An 18,344-nucleotide genomic window follows, 5' to 3' on the forward strand; every position below is an offset into this window, starting at 1 on the left:
GATCCCGAGTAGGCGTCCGTGTGCCTCTTCGCTCGGTCTCCCGTATCTCGGCAAACGGGGAGGATGAGAATAAAACCCCCTTGCCGTTCGGAACCGTCCACGACCGTTTAAACTGTTTATCAACGTTTCTCAGACCTGAGAGCCGCTATCTCGGGCCTTCGAAAAGATACTGTGGCCGCTCGATCAGTTACCGACGTCGTCCGGCGGACCGCCGCCGTTCCCGTTGCCCTCGCCGGCGCCCTCGGGCGGGCCGCCGCCGTTGCCGTTACCCGCACCGCCGCCGTTCCCGTTGCCAGCGTCGTCCGGCGGGCCGCCGCCGTTCCCGTTGCCCTCGCCGGCGCCCTCGGGCGGGCCGCGGTCGTCGTCGTCCTCGTCGGCCGTCTCGTTGAGGAACTCGTCAACGTCCTTCGGTCCCGCGTGGTCCGGCGCGTTGCCCGGGTTGTTCGCGGTCACGAACGACGCGACCTGGAGGCCTGTGCTGGTGTTGGTGTCGTTGTTCTGGTTGATCGAGAGGACGAACGAGCTGACCTGTGAGCCGAACGACTCGGTTTCGTTCGTCGTGTTCGTCGTGTTCGTCTCGTTCGTGGTGTCGTCGGTGCTCCCCGCGACCAGCTCGACCGTCTCGGTCACGCTGGTGCCGTTGTGCGTCGCGGTCACGTTCGCGGTGACGTTCTCCGAGGGCGCCGCGAGCGTGACCGTCCCGTTGGGTCCGGTCGTGCCCGAGTCGCTGTACGTCGAGTTCTCCCCCGCAGCTGCCTCGATGCTGACCGAGGCGTTCTCGACGGCGGTACCGTTGTCCGTGACGGTGACGACGACCTCCCCGGTCGACGTCTGACTCACGCTAACCGATTCGGCGTCCGCGGCAGCGACGCCCGCTGCGCCGGCTACTAGCACGAACACCGCAATTACCAGTGTTGCCTTTCGCATACACGGACCAACGGCGGAACACCCGGTAAAAGGGGCAGTCCGTTCTATTCGTTCGGGACCGTTCGCGAGCGTAAACGGTCACTCGCGTGAAACTCGTGCCCGCTATCGAAGTTGATAGTGCCCCGCGCAGAAGCCGGCGGGGGTTCCGCCCTGAAATCCCGCCCTGCCGGAGCCTTCGGCTCCGACGACGGGGGGTTACTCGTCGACGCGGTCCACGAGGTCGGCCGCGTGCTCGGCGGCCCGGGCCTTGACGGCCTCGGCGTCGAGCGTCGTCACCTCCCGGTCACGCATCAGGACCTCGCCGTCACAGACCGTGTGGCGCACGTCGCTCCCGCGGGCCGCGTACGCGAGGTGGGAGACGACGTTGTGGACCGGCGTGAGGTGCGGCGCGTCGAGGTCGACGACGGCGAGGTCGGCCGCGGCGCCCGGCTCGACGCGCCCCCCGGGCAGCCCGACGGCCTCGGCGCCACCCGCGGTCGCCATCTCGACGACGTCGCCCGCCGGAACTGCCGAGGCGTCGTCCGCGCCGAGCTTCCCGACCATCGCGGCGTCGCGCATCTCGTCGAAGAGGTCGAGGTCGTTGTTCGAGGCCGGCCCGTCCGTCCCCAGCGCGACGGTCACGCCGGCGTCGCGGAGGCGCTGGACCGGCGCGATCCCGCTCGCGAGCTTCATGTTCGAGGCCGGGCAGTGGACGACGGCGGTGTCCGTCTCCGCGAGCAGGCCGATCTCGGCGTCGTCGAGGTGGACGCCGTGCGCGAAGAAGTTGCCGTCGCCGAGCGCGCCCAGCTCCGCGGCGTACTCGATCGGGCGCTCGTCGCGCTCGTCGACGATCGGCTCGACCTCGTCTTCCGTCTCGTTCGCGTGCAGGTGGACCGGCACGTCGTGCGCGGCGGCGAGTTCGAGCCCCTCCGCCAGCAGCTCCTCGCTCACCGTCGTCAGCGAGTGGGGCATGAACGCCGTCCGGACCCGGCCGTCGGCCGCGCCGTCGAGCGCCGTCGCGACCTCGATCCCCTCCTCGACGTCGGCGCGGGCGTCCGCCTCGTCCTTGCCGACCGTGACGATCCCGTGGCCGAGCCGGGCCCGGACGCCCGCGCGGTCGACGACGTCCGCGATCCGGTCGACGTGGAAGTACATGTCCGCGAACGTCGTCGTGCCCGACTTGATCATCTCCAGCACCCCCAGCTCGGCGCCGACTTCCACGTCCTCGGGCGTGAGCTCGCCCTCGATCGGCCAGATGTCCTCCTGCAGCCAGGCGTCGAGCTCCTTGTCGTCGGCGTAGCCGCGTAGCAGCGACATCGCGACGTGCGTGTGCGCGTTCACGAGCCCGGGCATGACGAGCCCGCCGGTCGCGTCGAGCGTTTCGTCGCCGTCGAGGTCCGGCCCGACGGCCTCGATCGTGCCGCTCGCGCGGTCGACGAGCACGTCCGCCTCCGTCACGCGACTGTCGGGCTGGAGCACCCGACCGCCCGTGATAGCAAGCGTCTCCATGGGCGGGGTTTCGGTTTGGGCGTGGTATATCCTCCGTTTACGTGGTGGAATAGGGAGGTGGTGGCTATGTTGGGGCGAGCGGAGAAGCCGAAATCGTTCTCGGCTGTTTTCGTTTATAAATAGGCTGCCCGAGTAGAGGCACTGCTACACGTGGTCGCAACATCCAGAAAGCGCACGTCCGCTCTTTATATGCAGGTTAGAACAGGTGATGCGTTCTTGCTGTCGACAGCACCGCAAACACCCAGAAAGCCCTCGGCCGCTCGCGGTCGCTGAGCGACATATCTGAACCTCTCAGCCTCGAAAGACGGTCCGGGCTGCCTGCAGTAGCGGGCTGCCGGGCTGCGACTTTCTGGTCTTCGTTCGCTCCGCTCACGAAGACACCGCCCGGTTCAGATAGGGGTCGGCTCAGCGACTCCGTTACACCGCGACCGGCCGTCGCCCTTTCAGTCCACCAGGACCGCAACCGCGACGGCAACGGCACCGCGACTGCACAGCAACCGCAATACCTCAACCCTCCCCAGCCTCGGCCGGGGCGCGCCGGCACCGCAACGCACCGCGCGGCGCGCCCCGCCCTCCCTCGCACGCGTTGCTCGCGCGCGCCGACCGCCCCGTACCGCCGCCGAACAGCCGGCGAGCGACGACCGCCAAAGAACCGCCGCGAGCGACGCCCCAGCCACCACTCCGGGGTGGGACTGAAAGGGGCAGCCGCTGAGCGGGACGCCCTGCGACGCTAGCACCGCAACCCGACGACCGAGCGACCGAAGGGAGCGAGGGAGTCGGGTGAGGCGCGCAGCGAGCAGCGCGAGCGCTCAGCGGCTGGGGCTTTCTGGGCGTGCCGAGTGGTCTCAACAGCGACGTGAGCCAACCGTATTTATAAGCGCGAGCACGCACTGGCTGGGGCTTTCTGCGTGTGCCGAGTGGTGTCGCTCGCGACGGCTGCCGATTCTGTTTATAAGTGTAGCTACTCAACGAATCCAATCTCCCGAGTAGGTCGGATAGCGTCGACGTCGACGACCACTCCAGAATCCAAATCGAACGATCTACAGAGCAGTCCAGCGGTCGCTATTTATAAGCAGAATTCGTCGTCGAGAAAGCCAAATCGGACTACTGAATGTGGCCTTCCTCGCGAAGCTGGTCGGCTTCGCTCTTCTCGTAGCGCCAGGTGATGTCGGCCTTCTCGTCCTGCCAGTCCCACGGTTCCACGAGGACGATGTCGTCCTCGCGGATCCAGACGCGCTTCTGCATGCGGCCCGGGATCCTGGCGGTTCGCTCCTTGCCGTCAGCACAGCGGACTTTCACGCGATTGGCGCCGAGCATGTTGGTGACCTCCGCGAACACCTCGTCCTCGTCGGGCATCCGCAGGTCACGTCGCCCCTCTCCGTCGTCGCTCATGGGGGGCGGTTCGATCCGCGACGGTTTAAACCCGCCGACAGCGCGTGAACGCAACGCTGCGGTGGCCGGCGCCGTGCTCCGGCGCTGTTCGGCGGTCGGGGCCGATCGAACCACTTCTTTTTATTTCGCGGGAGGCGACCGGTGGCACATGCGCAAGAAGCTCGGACTCCAGGGCATCGCCGGTGTCCTGCTCGTCGTCGTCTCGGTCGCGCTGTTAACCTACCACGACCCCCTCGTCGGGGCTGCCGTGATGATCCTGCTCGCGGGGCTCGCGCTCATCGCGAAGGGATTCATCTCCTCGATGATGGGCATGTTCGGGATGTAGAAACGGACGACAAAGACACCCAGCGAACCGATTCCGGGCGGCCTACTCCTCCGCGAGCTGCTCACGACCCGGCGCGATGAGGCGGTCGAGGTACTCCGCGAGCGCGCCCTTCGCGTCCTGCGGGTGAAGCTCGCCGGACTCGAGCTCGGCCTCGAGCGTCTCGTAGTCGTCGTAGACGAGGTCGCCGCCGTACTCCTCGGGGCGCTCGACGACGACCTCGTCGAAGCGCGGGAAGACGTGGTACTCGAAGATCTGGAGGACGGGATTCTCGCGCTCCTCGCCGTCGTCGGTCGGCTCGGGGTCGGCCGTCGGCGGGCAGTAGGCCTTCTCGACCTTCTCCTCGATGTCCTCCCGGGAGTCCTGCATCGAGATGGTGACGCCCTCGCTGGAGGACATCTTCCCCGCGCCGCTCGCGAGGTCCGCGATGAGCGGCGTGTGGAGGCTCGTCGGCGGCTTGCGGTCGATGCTCGGGAGCACGTCGCGGGCGAGCATGTGGACCTTGCGCTGCTCCATCCCGCCGACCGCGAGGTCGACGCCGAGGTACGGAATGTCGAGCGCCTGCATCAGGGGGTACACCGCCTGCGAGACCTTCACCGAGTCGCCGGACTTGATCTCCGCCATCGCGCGCTCGGCGCGGGCGAGCGTCGTCTCCAGTTCAAGCGCGTGGAGGTCCAGCGTGTAGTCGTCGTCGAGCTGGAAGTCGGAGCCGAGGACGAACTGCGTCCGCTCCTCGTCGAGCCCGTAGGCAATGAACTGGTCGCGCATGACCTCCGCCGTCTGGCGGATCTCCTCGAAGGAGCCCTTGTCGTTGAGGTAGGCGTGCACGTCCGCGAGCAGCACGGTCACCTCGAAGCCGGCCTCCTGGAGATCGATCAGCTTGTTCGCGCCGAGCATGTGCCCGATGTGGAGGACGCCGGAGGGCTCGTAGCCGACGTAGGCCCGTTTCCCGCTAGGATCCTCCGCGAGTGCTTCGATCTCCTCCTCGGTGACCACCTCGGCGGCGTTCCGGGTGATCAACTCGTAGGTATCCATACGCGACAGTGCGCGGAGCGCGGTGATATGCGTTCTGGAACCGTGTGAGCGATCTTCGGGAAGTAGACGGAGTCGGCCGGTCCACGGCGGCAACCGGGGGTGTTCGGTCCCGCCGCGGACCGGCCGCCCACAGGGTCCAACGTATCGGGGAAAGGGGTGCCTCTGAATTCCCCGCGACGTTGGCGTGTGCGTGAATGCTTATAATTTTAACGCAGGATCTGCCTGGTAATATAGCGACAGAACGGAGATATGCCGCAATTATTGCGACGGCGAACAGCTCCCTGGGAGCTCAGGACCGGTCGGCCCGGTGCTCGGAGATGATCTGGTCGACCATCTCCGCGTTCCGGGCCTTCTTCCGCTGTTGCGCGCGCCGGCGCCAGTCGTTGACGGCCGCAACGACGTCGCTCTCGCGGGCGATGGCGAGCTCGTCGATCTCTCGGATCTCCACGTCGTCGGCGGGCGCGACCGGGACGCCGTGCTCGAACAGCGTCCGGTCGGCGACGTCCGGGAGGGTGCCGCTCCGGAGCACGACCCGGGGCTCCGTCTCGGCGAGCCGCTCGGCCGCTTCCCGGCCGGCGCCTGAGGCGTCGCGCAGGTAGACCACGTCGCCCTTCGCGAGGCCGTACTCCGCGTCCGTCGCCTCGATCTCGTCGACGATGAACTGCTCGACCGGTTTCACCGAGACGAGGTCACGGCCCTCCGCGACGTCGGTGACGTTCGAGTGGTCCAGCTTCCACAGCTTCTTCAGCCGCTCGAGCTTCCCCGCGAGGTCGTCGGCGCGCTCGCGGGCCTCGTCGCGTTCGCGTTCGAGCCGCTCGTTCTCGCGCTCCAGCCGCGAGACGGAGCGGCGCGTCCGGGCCTCGATACGCTCCTCGCGCCTGGCGTCGGACAGCTCCGTCTCCAGCTCCTCGATGCGGTCGTCCTTCTCGGCGAGCTGCCCCTCCAGCTCGTCGACGTGGCTCGTCAGCCGGTCGACGCGCTCGCGGAGGCGCCGGATCTCCTGCTCCTCCTCGCTCAGCTCGGGCTGCTGGTCGCTCTTGCCGGCGTTCTCGTCGTCGGCGCCGTCGCCGTCGTCGCCCTCGAGGTCGGCGATGACGGCCTCGACGCTGGCGCCACCGGCAACGACGCGGTCGATGACGGCCTCGCGGTCGTGGCGCGGCGGCGTCTTCTCCGTGATCCGCTCGAACTGGTCCTCGTGGTTGTCGAACGCGTACAGCGCGGCTGCCAGCGCGTCGCGCTCGTGGTCGTTCTCGTACTCGTGGTCGCGCGTGCGATGGAGCTTCTCGTCGACCGGGAGGTCCGAGGCCGGGGCCCAGCCCTTCGCGTCGAAGGATCGCCGGATCTTCTCGACCGTCTCCGGCATCGGTTCGACGTCGGCGGCGACGATGACCGGGCGGCCGCGCTCGACGATCCACTGCGTCACGTCGCCGGTGTCGGTCGTCCGCGAGGAGTGCAGCTCGTGGACAGTGCCGTCGAGGCCGACGACGGCGACGGCGGTCGTCGTCCCGGGGTCCATCCCGACGATGACGCGGTCGCGCCGCTGGACGAGCGGCTCGTACTCGATGCCGTCGCGCTGCTCGCGTTCGAGGTCGACGCGCACGTCGCCCGCCCGGGAGCTCGACACCGGGATGTCCTCGGGGCGGGCCTCGACCGTGAAGACGGCGTTCGAGTAGCCGCCGTACTTCTGGGTCACGTCGCGCTCGTACTCGAGGTTCGCCGAGCGGAGCTCGGACTCGACCTCGCGGCTCCGCTTTTTGACGTTGCCGTGGATCCGGCGCGTGTAGCGGTCCTGGCTCCAGCCGCCGGAGCCGGTCGATCGCCCGCGCGACACCTTCACCGTCGTCGTGTCGTCGAAGGCAGTCACCTCGTGGCCGACGTTGGCAGCGGCGAGCCGGGCCGACGCCTCGGCCTCGTCCATCGGGTCCTTCCCGTACGGAATCCCGTGCCGGGAGGCGACCCGGGAGAGCGGCTCGGGGCGCTCCGCGCCGGTCACCTGCACGAGGCGGGTGCCGTCCGGGAGCGACCGGAGCAGGCCGATCAGCGAGTCCTTGTCGGCCGCGAGCTCGTAGGCGTTGTCGGTGGCGATGAGCGAGGGCTCGCGCTCGTCGACGAGCCGGAGGAGCTTCCGGTAGGAGACCACGTCGCGCTCGATGCGCGCGACCGGTCCTTCGGCGTCGGGCGCGTCCGCCTCGTCGTCGTCGACCGGCGAGAGGACGACGAGGGCGTACTGGGGGGCGTCCCCGCGAACGTCGCCGCTCTGCACGTCGACGCCGAACACGGGGTCCTCGAGCGCCCTGGTTCTCCGCGTTGTCACACCGTCAGCTAGGGTGCTGGGCGGTAAATACCCCACGCCGCGGGGGGTGTCGGCGGTGAGAGTGCGATGCAGGGGGACCTCACCAGCGACGGGTGCACGTCGACAAGGGTGGGAAATAGCGTTGGGGAAGTTACTCGCGTTCAGCTATTGTCGGAAACTGTGAAGCTGGCGACCGTCTACAGATACGGTCGAAGGAGTTCTCCGTCTTGGAGATCGTCGGGAAGTGTGTCGAACCATCGGGCGGACTGAATTTCGTCGTCGGCCACACCCAACTGCGAGGCATCCGGTATCTCGCCCTCCGCGGAAGCAGCGTACACGACGAACAGTGCGGAGAACCAGTCTTCACCGTCAATTTCAGAGACATACGTTTGCTCAAGAACGACCAACGGCGATTCTATCGTGGCGTCCAATCCGGTTTCCTCCCGAACTTCGCGGTGAGCGGCCCCTTCAGGGGATTCATCGGTTTCAACAGCACCGCCCGGCAGGAACCATCCATCCGTCCAGCTGTTCCGGATGAGTGCGATTCGCCCATCGGAGTCCTTCACGCGTGCTGAAGCCGTCAAACCGCTACCGTCGACAGCCCACTCACGAAATGATTTCAGCCTCGACACCGGGAGTCGAAGAGTCTGCTGTACGCGGGGGGCTTCTGGCGCGACTGTGGGCATTTGCGGTGTTCTACGGAAGCTCCCCTTCTCTGTTAAACCCCTTACCTGTACTGACCGATTCCGAGTGGAACTATTTTCAATCCAATCTTACCGAATCACCTGCGAGAACGAGCCTGCAAATCTATCAGTCGCGGGGCTTCACCATCTGGAGGCGTTTGGTTTCGAACCCAAAATTCTCATAGAGAGCTTTCGCGGCGTGATTGTCCGCGTTCACTGACAGAGAGACCGTATCATACTCTCGTTTGTCGGCCCACGCCTCGAGCGCCTCCAAGAGTTCTGATGCGATCCCTTGTCGACGCCAATCTGGTCGAACGTATACTTCGTTGATTCGGAGGGTCGCCCCTCGTTCGAATACCGGTGGTGAAGGTTGCACCTCTCCTGCGACGAACCCAACTAGCACAGAATCTTCGACGGCGAGATGGGCGCAGTAGTTCTCTTGAGAGAGTTTTTCCTTTCTGTGTTCGATAGCGTTGGTCCTGAAGTCAGAGGCTAAGGCGTTGTACTGATCGGCCTTCGCCATTTCTCTGGCAAACGCTATCCAGAGTTCATCGACAATTGATACTGCATCGTCGCTGCGTGCTTGCCGAATCTTCATAGCGGGAGTGAGCCAACCTATCGATTAATTCTTCCCCTGTACCGACCGGTCTCTTCTGGAGTTATATTCAGATCGCATTGTCTGAACTACCTATGGGAACAAACCTGCAAATTGTGGGGTTACAAACCGATAAGCAGCCGTCAGTGGGCACCCCGACGCGGGCGAAGCGGAGGCGTTCTCCCTGCCGGACGCACGCGACGGCCGATTACTGACGGACCACGGCGATGCCCGAGCATTCGCGAAAGAACAGGGTGTTCCAGTCGTCGGGTCGGTCGGTGTACTGTTGGCCGCGATCCATGCAGGGAAGATCGATGAGCAAACTGCCGACGCGTGGATCTCGACGTGGATCGACGAAATCGGGTACTACGTCCCGTATCGGGAGATTTCGAAATACCGGTGACGGATCTTCCTTCTACAGCTGCTTCGCCAGCCACTCCAGGTTCATCAGGGCGGCCGAGACCAGCACGGCGATCGCGGACGAGACGACGAGGAACGTCGAGACGACGCTCACCATCGGCGTCAGCGACTGCTGGAGCTCGGTCCACGCGAGCACGGGGATGGTCCGCGTGCCGAAGCTCGTGAGGAACAGCGCCATCACGAACTCCTGCAGGCTGACGATGAACGCGACCATCGCGGAGATGACGAGCCCGCTCCGCACGTTCGGCAGGATGACGTGGTAGAACACCTCGTGCGGACGCGCCCCGAGGTCCGCGCCGGCGTCCCGCAGGTTCCAGTCGAACCGGGCGAACACCGACTGCATGATGAAGAACACCAGCGGCGTCGCCCACAGCGTGTGCGCCATCACGACGCGCAGCACGTTGTTGTCGATGCCGACGTTGTTGAAGTAGATGAGCAGCGTCAGCCCGAGCACGACCGGCGGGATGAGCAACGGCATCAAGATTACCGCGGGCAGCACCTGCACCCACCGCGAGTCGGAACGCTGGACGGCCAGCGACCCGGTGACGCCGAGGATCGACGAACAGATCGCGGTCCCGATCCCGATGGTGACGCTGTAGAAGACCGCCTTCAGCCAGCGCGGGCTCTCGAAGAACTGCACGTACCACTTGAGGCTGAAGCTCGTCGGCGGGAACTGGAGGTACTGCGACGCCTGGAACGACGTGGCGATGACCACGACGATGGGCAGGAGCAGCAGCCCGAAGACCGCCCAGTAGCCGGCCGTGAACAGTGCGTCCTCGATCCGTTCGCGGGTCTGTGCAGCGCTAGACATTCTGGAGTCCCCCTCCGGCGCGGTTGAGCAGCCGGAACAGCACCACCGAGACGACCAGCATCGCCGCGAGCATCAGGACGGCGAGCGCGGACGCCATCGGCCAGTTGAAGTTACTCAACATTAGATTCCCGACCTCCATCGCGAACGTCGTCTGGGTGCCCGTCCCGAGCTGGGACGGCGCGGCGTACGCGCCCACGCTCCAGGCGAAGGAGACGACGGTCGCGACGGCGACGCCGGGCAGCACCTCCGGCAGGACGACCTCGAAGAACGACCGCGGTCGCGACGCGCCGAGGTCGCGAGCGGCCTCGACGATCTCCCAGTCCAGCGTCGAGAAGACGCTGTAGATCGCCAGGATGCTGTACGGCAGCACGACGTACACCTGCCCGATAACGGTCCCGACGATCCCGGGCGCCAACTGGATCGGATCGCCGATGACGCCGGCGGCGAGTAACGCCTTGTTGACGAGCCCGTCCGGCGTGAGGATCGGCCGCCACGCGTACGTCTTGACGACCAGCGTCGTCAACAGGGTCAGGATGACCGCGAACAGCAGCGACGCCTGCGTGAGTCCGTCGGTCCGGTAGATCGCGTAGGCGTAAAACAGCCCGACGAGCACCGAGAGGGTCGTCGCGATGACGCCGAGCTTGAACGAGAAGAGGACGATCCCCATCGTTACGTCGGACTGGATCACGGCGAAGTACGAGTTCAGCGTCCACGCCGGCTCGAAGAACGCCTGCGAGGACTGGGCGTTGACGCTCATCCGCAGCAGGATGAGGAACGGCACGAGGAAGAACACCAGCTCGAAGGCGACGATGGGCACCAGCAGGAAGACGTTGCTGGCGTTGCGACTGCGGATGCGGTCGCCGAACCAGGTGAACACCGAATCGCCGGACAGCGGGCCGTCGTCGTTCGGCGGGCTGCCGCCAGCTCGGCCGCCGTCCGCATCCCCGTTGTCGGCGACGCTCATCCGGCCTCACCACCGCCGATGCGGTCGCCCTCGGAGAACAGCAGGAGGTCGCTCGGGTCCCACGAGACGCGGACCGTGTCGCCCGTCTCGAAGTCGGTGTTGCCGGCGACGCTCTGCTCGAAGAACACGTCGCGTTCCCCGATCTGCGCGTAGAAGCGCACCGAGGAGCCGCGGTAGAGGATGTCCGTGATCTCCCCGGTGAGCGCGGTCGTGAACGGCTCCTCGTCGGCCGATTCGGTGGCGACGTCGGTGCCGCCGTCGGTGGCCGTCACCTCGGCTTCGATGGCGTCGTCTTCGTCCATCCCGCCGTCGGTTTCGACCCGCTCGACGTCGAGCTCCTCGGGGCGGAACGAGATCGTCAGTGGGTCGCCGGCGGAGAGCCCGTCCCGGATCGGGAGCTCGACCTCCACGCCGAACTCCGTGTCGGCGACGACGCTCTCGTCAGTCACCTCGACAGCCTCCGCGTCGACGAGGTTCGTGTCGCCGAGGAACTCCTCGATGAAGAGGCTCTCGGGGTCGCTGTACACCTCGCGCGGCTCGCCGATCTGCTCGACCTCGCCGTCGTTGAGGATGCCGATCCGGTCGGCGAGGGTGAACGCCTCGTTCTGGTCGTGCGTGACGTAGACGAACGTCGTGTCGACCTCGTCGTGGATGTCGGCCAGCTCGAGCTGGAGCTGCTCGCGGAGCCGCTTGTCGAGGTTCGAGAGCGGCTCGTCGAGGAGCAGCACCTCGGGTTCGATGGCGAGCGAGCGCGCGAGCGCGACGCGCTGCTTCTGGCCGCCGGAGAGCCCGGTCGGGTCGGCCTCGGCGAACTCGCCCATCTCGACGATGTCGAGCACGCGACGAGCCTTCGCCTCACGCTCGTCCGCGTCCATCCCGGCCATCTTCAGGCCGAACTCGACGTTCTCGAGGACCGTCTTCGACGGGAACAGCGCCCACGACTGGAACACCATCGCGGTGTCCCGGGTGTAGGGGGGCTGGTCCGTGACGCGGTCGTCGTCGATGTAGACGTCGCCGCTGGTGGGCGTTTCGAGCCCGCCCAGCATCCTGAGCGTCGTCGATTTCCCACAGCCCGACGGCCCGAGGAGACACAGGAGTTCGCCGTCCTGCACCTCGAGGTCGAGGCCGTTCACTGCCGTTAGCTCGCCGTACTCCTTGGTAAGGTCGTCGAGAGTAACTGTTGCCATAGCTGAAACCCGGCGTTAGCCCTGCGTCTTCATCTCCTTGAACTGGTCGCTGAACTTGCTGGCGTGGTCGGCGAGCTCGTCCCACTGCGGGAGGGTGAGCTTCGACGCCTCCTCGTTGTTCGTGGGCATCACGTCGCCAAGGTCGCCAGCGTACTCCGTGTTCTTGTTTGTGAAGAACAACGCGCTCTCCTCGGACCACTTCGACTGGACCTCCGCGTCCAGCAGCATGTTGATGAACTCCTCGCCGAGCTGCCGGTTGTCCGTCCCGCGGACGACGGCCCAGTTGTCCAGGTAGCCCGGGTTGTTTTCCGGCACGCCCATCGAGATCCCCTCGTGGCTGTCGACGTCGTACCAGACCTGGTCGACGTACCACTGGGCGGCGTCGATGGTCTCGTCGTCGAACTGCTGCCAGATGTCCGTCCCCGAGGCGGCCCATCCCTCGATCGGCCACTCCTCGAGCGTGTCGATGACGGCCTCGTGCTGGTCCTCGTTGTACAGCTCCCCCGCACCCGGGGCCGCGTCAGTGCCCACGGCAGCAGCCATGAGCGGGAAGATCCAGAAGCCGGAGTCGACGCCGACGCCGTTCGAGTTCTGCACGAACTCGCTCGTGAAGTCGGTCCACTCGTCGACGGGCTCGGCGAGGTCGTCCCGGTAGAGCGTCGCCAGCGGCGCGCCGTCGACCGGGGCGCCGTACTTCGGCGGGCGAACGTCCTTGAAGAAGGGCATGACCTCCTCGTAGTTCGGGACGTTCTCCTCGTACCGGATCTCCTCGAAGAGGTTCTGATTCCGCCCGTTGAAGTAGAGCGGCTCGGCCGTGATCGTCACGTCGAACGGCGGGTCGTCCTTCGGCGCGGACTTGATCTTCGAGAGGATCTCCGACCAGCCGAAGTTGATCTGGAGCTCGGCGTCGAAGCGCTCCTCGAAGATCGGCCGGATGGCCTTCTCGAACCGTTCGCCGTAGTTCCCACTCCAGGCCGTCACCCGGAGTGTCGGCGGACCGCCATCACCGCCCATGATGGACGAGCAGCCGGCGAGCGCAGTGGCCGACGCTGTCCCGACGGCACCGAGGAAGGCGCGCCGGTTCGACGTTGATTGAGTCGTGCCAGCACCGCTCTCCGAATTCGTGTCGACCTGGCTACTGCCAGTCACACTGGGTGATGCGGAATGTCGGATAAAAGCTTTACCCACTGGACCCCCACAGAACCGAAGCATAAAGTGTAAAACGCCGGATCTATCCTCGCCGCTCTCCCATCTGTACCGGCGTAATTCGCGGGCTCAGTGATCGATCCTCGCACGATCGTCAACGACGTCCGCGCTGGCGTCCGCGCAGCACCCGGACGCACTCTCTGCTGACCGATCTCCGAACCGACCAGCTGGGTCTGACCATCTGGGTCCGATCAGCCGAGACCGACCAGCCGGGACCGACCAGCCGAGATCGACTCGACCCGTTCAGCCAGTGACGCTTCGGCTTGCCTTGCCTGGCGTCTGGTTTACCCGACCTCGCGACCGCCTCCTCTCTGGAAATTTAAACGAAACGTCACGAAGCCCTCCGCGAGACGCACAGACCTTTATTGGATCAGGATAAATCCTTACACAGGTGACTGTGTGTGGCTATCGACCGTGAACGCGCTCTCAAAGCGCTCAATACGATCGCGACGGAGCTGAAGGCGTACGAGAGCCGCGAAGCGGTCTGCGAGCGGACGATCGAGGCGGCGGAGTCGATCCTGGAGTTCGATATCTGCGTGATCAACCTGGAGGAGGACGGCCATCTCCCGATCACCGCGATCTCGTCGGCGACCCCGCCGGACGGGACCTCCCCGATGACGGTCGAGGAGGGACTCGTCGGGCTCGCGTATCGCACCGGCGAGTCGATCATCGTCGACGACCTGGAGCAGCACGAGGCGGCAACCCCGCAGGGGCCGTACCAGTCCGCGCTGACGGTTCCGATCGGCAAACACGGCGTGTTCCAGACCGTCTCGAACGAGACGGGCGCGTTTACCGAGACGGACCGCGAGCTCGCAGAGCTGCTGGTCGCGCACTGCGAGGCGGCACTCGACCGCATCGAGCACGCCGCGGAGATCCGCGAGCGGAGCCGCAAGCTCGAGCGACAGAACAAGCGACTGGCCGAGTTCGCGGACGTCGTCTCCCACGACCTGCGAAACCCCCTGAACGTGCTGACGGGCCACCTCGAACTGGCCCGCGAGACCGGGGAGCCCGAGCACTTCGACCGGTGTGAGGCCGCGATCGAGCGGATGGAAACCCTGATCGACGACCTGCTCACGCTCGCTCGCGAGGGGGAGGCGATCGGCGAGGTCGAGCCCGTCGACCTCGAGACGCTCGTCGAGCGCTGTCTCGAGATGACCGACGTGGAGAACGCGACCGTGGAGATCGAGGGCACCCTGCAGTTTCAGGCCGACCCGGACCGCGTCCGCCAGCTCATCGAGAACCTGCTCCGCAACGCCGTCGAGCACGCCGGCCCGGACGTCGCCGTCCGAATCGGGCCGCTTCCGGATGGATCGGGCTTCTACGTCGCCGACGACGGCCCGGGGGTCCCGGAGGCCGACCGTGATCAGGTGTTCGAGGCCGGCTACTCGACGGCCGAGGAAGGGACCGGCTTCGGCCTGAGCATCGTCCGCGAGGTCGCCAGGGCTCACGGCTGGTCCGTCGACGTCACGGACAGCGACTCCGGCGGTGCGCAGTTCGAAATTACTGGCGTCGAGTCCGCCTGATTCGTTTTCGTCGACACATGCTGGTGGATTGGGGAGAGCAAATCCGTCAGCCCGGATATACCTCCGGTCGTCGAGCATTCACCCTTATAAACAGAGTCGGCTATCGGCGTTTGCAACACCACTCAGCATGCCCAGAAAGCCCCCGCCGGCGATCGCTCTCGCTTATAAACAAATTTGATCTTCGTCGCCGGCGACACCACTCAGCACACCCAGAAAGCCCCAGCCGCTGAGGCGGTCGCGCTGCTCGCTGCGCTCCTCACCCGGCTCGCTCCCTCACTTCGTTCGGTCGCTCACCGGGTTGCGGTGCTAGCGTCGCAGGGCGTCCCGCTCAGCGGCTGCCCCTTTCAGTCCCGCCCCGGAGTGGTGGCCGGGGCGTCGCTCGCGGCGGTTCGTCGGCGGGCGACGCTCGCCGGCTGGCCGGCGTGTGGTGCGGGGCGGTCGGCGCGCGCGAGCAACGCGTGCGAGGGAGGCCGGTGGCGCGCCGCGCGGTGCAGTGCCGGCGCGCCCCGGCCGAGGCTGGGGAGGATCGAGGCTTGCGGTTCCGTTGCGGTGCTGTCGCGGTTGCAGTGCGGTCGCGGTCGCGGTCCTGGCGGACTGAAAGGGCGCGGCCGGTCGCGCCGAAGGGGAGTCGCTCCGACGACCCCTATCCGCGCGGGCTGTGCGTAGAGCGCGGATATGTCGCGGAGCGACCGCGAGCGGCCGAGGGCTTTCTGGGCGTTTGCGTTGCTGTGAAGAGCAAGACCGTCTCACCTGTCTAAATCTGTTTATAAAGAGCGGCCGAGGGCTTTCTGGGTGTTTGCGTTGCTGTGAAAAACAAGCCCGTATCACCTGTCTAAACCTGCTTATAAACAGCGGTCGAGGGCTTTCTGGGTGTCTGCGGTGCTGTCGAGCACAGCAGCATCTGCTCCTGCCCAATCACGCGTTTATAAGCAGCGGTCGAGGGCACTCCGGTCGTTTTGATAGCAGGTGGCCGAACCAACCGAACCAACGACTCCGCCGACTCGCAAGAATCAGTCGCTGTCGGGGAACGGAACGTCGACCTTCTTCCCGTCGTCGGGGACGAAGCACTCGCCGTCGAAGACCGAGCGCGCCTCCTTCTCAATAGCGGATGGGTCGCCGGCGTAGCGGGAGGAGATGTGGGTGAGCGCGAGCCGACGCGCGTTCGCCTCGGCGGCGATCTCGGCGGCCTCGCGGCCGGTCGAGTGCGCTGTGCTGCTGGCGCGGTCGGCCATCGAGTCGTCGAAGGTCGCGTCGTGGACCAGCAGGTCGGCGTCCTCGGCGACGTCGATGGTGCGGTCCTGGGGCCGCGTGTCGGCGGTGTAGACGAACTTCCGGCCGGGGCGCGGGGGGCCGACGACCTGCTCCGGGCGGACGACGGTGCCGCCCTCCAGCTCGACCGGCTCGCCGGCGTGGAGCTTGCCGAACTTCGGGCCGACGGGGACGCCGAGCTCCTCGGCCTTCGGGCGGTCGAACCGGCCGGGGCGGTCGTCCTCCGCAAGGACGTACCCCTGCGAGCGCGTGCGGTGGTCCGTCTCGAACGCGCGGACCTCGTACTCCTCCCCCTCGAGCGCGACGGTTCCGGGGCGGACCTCGGTGATCCGGACCGGGAACGCCGGGTCGTGGCCCGCGGCGTGGACGAGGTCCTCGAGCTCCGGCTTGGTGTTCGGCGGACAGTGGATCGTCAACGGGGCCGTGCGCCCGTTGAAGTCCAGCGTCTGGACCAGTCCCGGGATGCCGAGGACGTGGTCGCCGTGGAGGTGCGAGACGAAGATGTGGGAGACGTCGAACCCGGTCCCGAACCGCATCATCTGGCGCTGGGTGCCCTCGCCGCAGTCGAAGAGGAGCCGGTCACCCTCGCGGTTGACGAGCAGGGCGCTCGGCGCGCGCTCGGTCGTCGGAATGGCGCCGCCGGTGCCCAGGAACGTCACGCGAAGCGACATGGATCCCCTTCGGAGGGCTATTTTTAAACCGGTGTCGAAAGGCGGTACGCGATCGCCGTGACCCGCCTGAAACCCGAGGTCGTCGGGCTCAGGGCAGGTCGATCGCGTAGCAGGGTCGGCGCCTTCGATTCAGCCGCCGGGTCACCATTTCAACCGCGTGTCAGTCCCGATCCGGCTGAAATCACCGCCAACCCCGGGTAGCGTGACCGACACGTCCGATGGATCTCCGGTCAGGAACGGGGATCACCGCCGAATCTTCACCACGAACGTGGATCGATTAGCGGGACAGTGACCCGGTTCAGAAAGCTTATATGTGAGTGAGAATTGGTGACAACCATGTCACGGAGTTCCACTCCCTGGGACGAGCCGGACACCGATCAGCATACCCCCGCGCTGCCGGACGCCGCGGAGGTATTCCAGCCATCGGAGTCGCCGGACATTATGTCGTCCGTCGACTCGGCACGATCCCAGCCGGAGTTCGTCATCGCGGACGTCTCCCGCGAGGACGCCTGGGTGTCGGTCGACGAGTCCGATGCCACGGTGCTCGAGGAGTGGTGTTAGCGCGAGCCGGATAATCCCGGTCCCGATTTTTTCACAGTCAGTCCCGCCAGCGACGGCCTCGTTCACACCGCCGTCTCGTCGTCACGGACCCCGGCGTTGACCTCCCAGGCCCGGATTAGCTCCGCGAGCGTGCGGCAGACCGGCGCGTCGAGCCCGTGCTCGCCAGCGCGCTCGAGGAGCTCGCCGTAGACGGCCTCGACCTCCGTGCGGTGGTCGGCGTCGACGTCCTGGCGCATCGAGGAGTGGTTCGCCGCCGTCGCCGCCGCGACGCGCTCGACCGCCTCGATGGCGTCCCGGTCCGAGAGGTCGATCCCCTCGGCCCGGGCCACGGTGGCGACCTCGGTGGCGGCGTCGCAGGCGACGGCGGCGGCCGGGCCGGTCGCGACGTCGCCGTTCTCCAGCGCCGCGAGCGCTGTCGGGGCGTTGATCCCCGCGTTGACCGCGAGCTTCTCCCACCGCCGACGCGGCATATCGTCGGCGACGGTCACGTTGATGCCGGCGTCCCGGAAGGCCGCCCCGATCCGGTCTGCCAGCGGGTCGCGACCGCCGCCGAGCGCGCCCAGGGTCACCTCGCCGACGCCCGTACACTCGACGCGGCCGGGCCCGCGCAGCCGCGCGCCGTACGTCGCCGTCCCGCTCAGCACCTGTGCGTCGAGGGCGGCGACCAGCCGTTCCTCGGTGAGGCCGTTCTGGAGCGAGAGCACTGCCTCGAACTCGCCCGTCGCGAGCGCGCTCGCGGCCGCGTCCGTGTCGTACGCCTTCGTCGTCACCAGCGCGAGCTCGGCCTCGCGGTCCCGCCCGTTCGTCACCGCCCGCGGGTGCGTGTGCGCCTCGATCTCCCCGTCGACCGCGAGCCCGGCCTCGCGAACGCGCTGCATGTGCGGGTCGCGACCGACGAGCGTCACGTCGTGAGCGCGCGCGAGCAACCCGCCCACGAGGCTGCCGAGGCTCCCGGCACCGTAGACGAGCACGTCCATGGCCGGAGTTCGTCGGGCTC

The 18,344-nt window shown here is 66.7% G+C and carries 16 protein-coding genes and 1 pseudogene; 4 read left to right on the forward strand and 13 right to left on the reverse strand.

Annotated features, from left to right (window positions below; all coding sequences use genetic code 11):
• Positions 1-183 precede the first annotated feature (183 nt).
• From ACQE3M_RS00525 to eif1A, 3 genes are all read right to left on the reverse strand, one after another.
• Positions 184-927: a hypothetical protein gene (locus ACQE3M_RS00525; protein WP_430503508.1), complete on the reverse strand. Its 744-nt coding sequence runs from the start codon at positions 925-927 to the stop codon at positions 184-186.
• A gap of 195 nt (positions 928-1,122) precedes the next feature.
• Complete coding sequence (locus ACQE3M_RS00530; protein WP_430503509.1) at positions 1,123-2,415, reverse strand: amidohydrolase; 1,293 nt, start codon at positions 2,413-2,415, stop codon at positions 1,123-1,125.
• 1,104 nt (positions 2,416-3,519) lie between these two features.
• Positions 3,520-3,807, reverse strand: a complete 288-nt coding sequence (gene eif1A, locus ACQE3M_RS00535; RefSeq protein WP_430503510.1) for a translation initiation factor eIF-1A — start codon at positions 3,805-3,807, stop codon at positions 3,520-3,522.
• Between the two features lie 148 nt (positions 3,808-3,955).
• Between eif1A and ACQE3M_RS00540 the strand changes: the two genes are divergently transcribed.
• Entirely contained in the window at positions 3,956-4,132 is a 177-nt protein-coding gene (locus ACQE3M_RS00540) for a DUF7470 family protein (protein ID WP_430503511.1), read from the forward strand.
• Between the two features lie 42 nt (positions 4,133-4,174).
• On the opposite strand, the gene ACQE3M_RS00545 is transcribed toward ACQE3M_RS00540, so the two are convergent.
• From ACQE3M_RS00545 to ACQE3M_RS00560, 4 genes are all read right to left on the reverse strand, one after another.
• Positions 4,175-5,164 carry a tyrosine--tRNA ligase gene (locus ACQE3M_RS00545; protein WP_430503512.1) on the reverse strand — a complete coding sequence of 330 codons (990 nt, stop codon included), beginning with the start codon at positions 5,162-5,164 and terminating at the stop codon, positions 4,175-4,177.
• 289 nt (positions 5,165-5,453) lie between these two features.
• Complete coding sequence (locus ACQE3M_RS00550; RefSeq protein ID WP_430503513.1) at positions 5,454-7,478, reverse strand: DUF460 domain-containing protein; 2,025 nt, start codon at positions 7,476-7,478, stop codon at positions 5,454-5,456.
• A gap of 176 nt (positions 7,479-7,654) precedes the next feature.
• Positions 7,655-8,143 (reverse strand): NUDIX hydrolase, encoded by a 489-nt coding sequence (locus tag ACQE3M_RS00555; protein WP_430503514.1) that lies wholly within the window; start codon positions 8,141-8,143, stop codon positions 7,655-7,657.
• Positions 8,144-8,267: 124 nt separating this feature from the next.
• Positions 8,268-8,738 carry a GNAT family N-acetyltransferase gene (locus tag ACQE3M_RS00560; RefSeq protein ID WP_430503515.1) on the reverse strand — a complete coding sequence of 157 codons (471 nt, stop codon included), beginning with the start codon at positions 8,736-8,738 and terminating at the stop codon, positions 8,268-8,270.
• 133 nt (positions 8,739-8,871) lie between these two features.
• Here ACQE3M_RS00560 and ACQE3M_RS00565 point away from each other — a divergent pair.
• Positions 8,872-9,138, forward strand: a pseudogene (locus ACQE3M_RS00565) (twitching motility protein PilT); the annotation flags it as partial.
• A 12-nt stretch (positions 9,139-9,150) separates the two neighbouring features.
• Here the strand turns inward: ACQE3M_RS00565 and ACQE3M_RS00570 are convergent.
• From ACQE3M_RS00570 to ACQE3M_RS00585, 4 genes are read right to left on the reverse strand one after another with little or no spacing between them, the layout of a single operon-like run.
• Complete coding sequence (locus tag ACQE3M_RS00570) at positions 9,151-9,966, reverse strand: ABC transporter permease (RefSeq protein ID WP_430503516.1); 816 nt, start codon at positions 9,964-9,966, stop codon at positions 9,151-9,153.
• Positions 9,959-10,930, reverse strand: coding sequence for an ABC transporter permease (locus tag ACQE3M_RS00575; protein ID WP_430503517.1), 972 nt, complete (start codon positions 10,928-10,930; stop codon positions 9,959-9,961). The genes ACQE3M_RS00570 and ACQE3M_RS00575 overlap by 8 nt, the downstream gene beginning before the upstream one ends.
• Positions 10,927-12,117: an ABC transporter ATP-binding protein gene (locus tag ACQE3M_RS00580; protein WP_430503518.1), complete on the reverse strand. Its 1,191-nt coding sequence runs from the start codon at positions 12,115-12,117 to the stop codon at positions 10,927-10,929. Before ACQE3M_RS00580 ends, ACQE3M_RS00575 begins: the two co-directional genes overlap by 4 nt.
• Positions 12,118-12,132: 15 nt before the next feature.
• Entirely contained in the window at positions 12,133-13,266 is a 1,134-nt protein-coding gene (locus tag ACQE3M_RS00585; RefSeq protein ID WP_430503519.1) for an ABC transporter substrate-binding protein, read from the reverse strand.
• A gap of 458 nt (positions 13,267-13,724) precedes the next feature.
• Here ACQE3M_RS00585 and ACQE3M_RS00590 point away from each other — a divergent pair, with 458 nt between their 5' ends.
• On the forward strand, positions 13,725-14,846 hold the full coding sequence (locus ACQE3M_RS00590; RefSeq protein WP_430503520.1) for a sensor histidine kinase: 1,122 nt from the start codon (positions 13,725-13,727) through the stop codon (positions 14,844-14,846).
• A gap of 1,010 nt (positions 14,847-15,856) precedes the next feature.
• On the opposite strand, the gene rnz is transcribed toward ACQE3M_RS00590, so the two are convergent.
• Positions 15,857-16,786 (reverse strand): ribonuclease Z, encoded by a 930-nt coding sequence (gene rnz, locus ACQE3M_RS00595; protein WP_430503521.1) that lies wholly within the window; start codon positions 16,784-16,786, stop codon positions 15,857-15,859.
• A 336-nt stretch (positions 16,787-17,122) separates the two neighbouring features.
• On the opposite strand from rnz, the gene ACQE3M_RS00600 reads away from it, so the two are divergent.
• Entirely contained in the window at positions 17,123-17,347 is a 225-nt protein-coding gene (locus tag ACQE3M_RS00600; RefSeq protein ID WP_430503522.1) for a DUF7556 family protein, read from the forward strand.
• A gap of 62 nt (positions 17,348-17,409) precedes the next feature.
• Here the strand turns inward: ACQE3M_RS00600 and ACQE3M_RS00605 are convergent, their stop codons facing one another.
• On the reverse strand, positions 17,410-18,324 hold the full coding sequence (locus ACQE3M_RS00605; protein ID WP_430503523.1) for a ketopantoate reductase family protein: 915 nt from the start codon (positions 18,322-18,324) through the stop codon (positions 17,410-17,412).
• Between the last annotated feature and the right edge of the window lie 20 nt (positions 18,325-18,344).

It is taken from the genome of Halosubterraneus shenae, from assembly GCF_050510935.1.
Classification (GTDB): Archaea; Halobacteriota; Halobacteria; order Halobacteriales; family Haloferacaceae; genus JBDGPU01.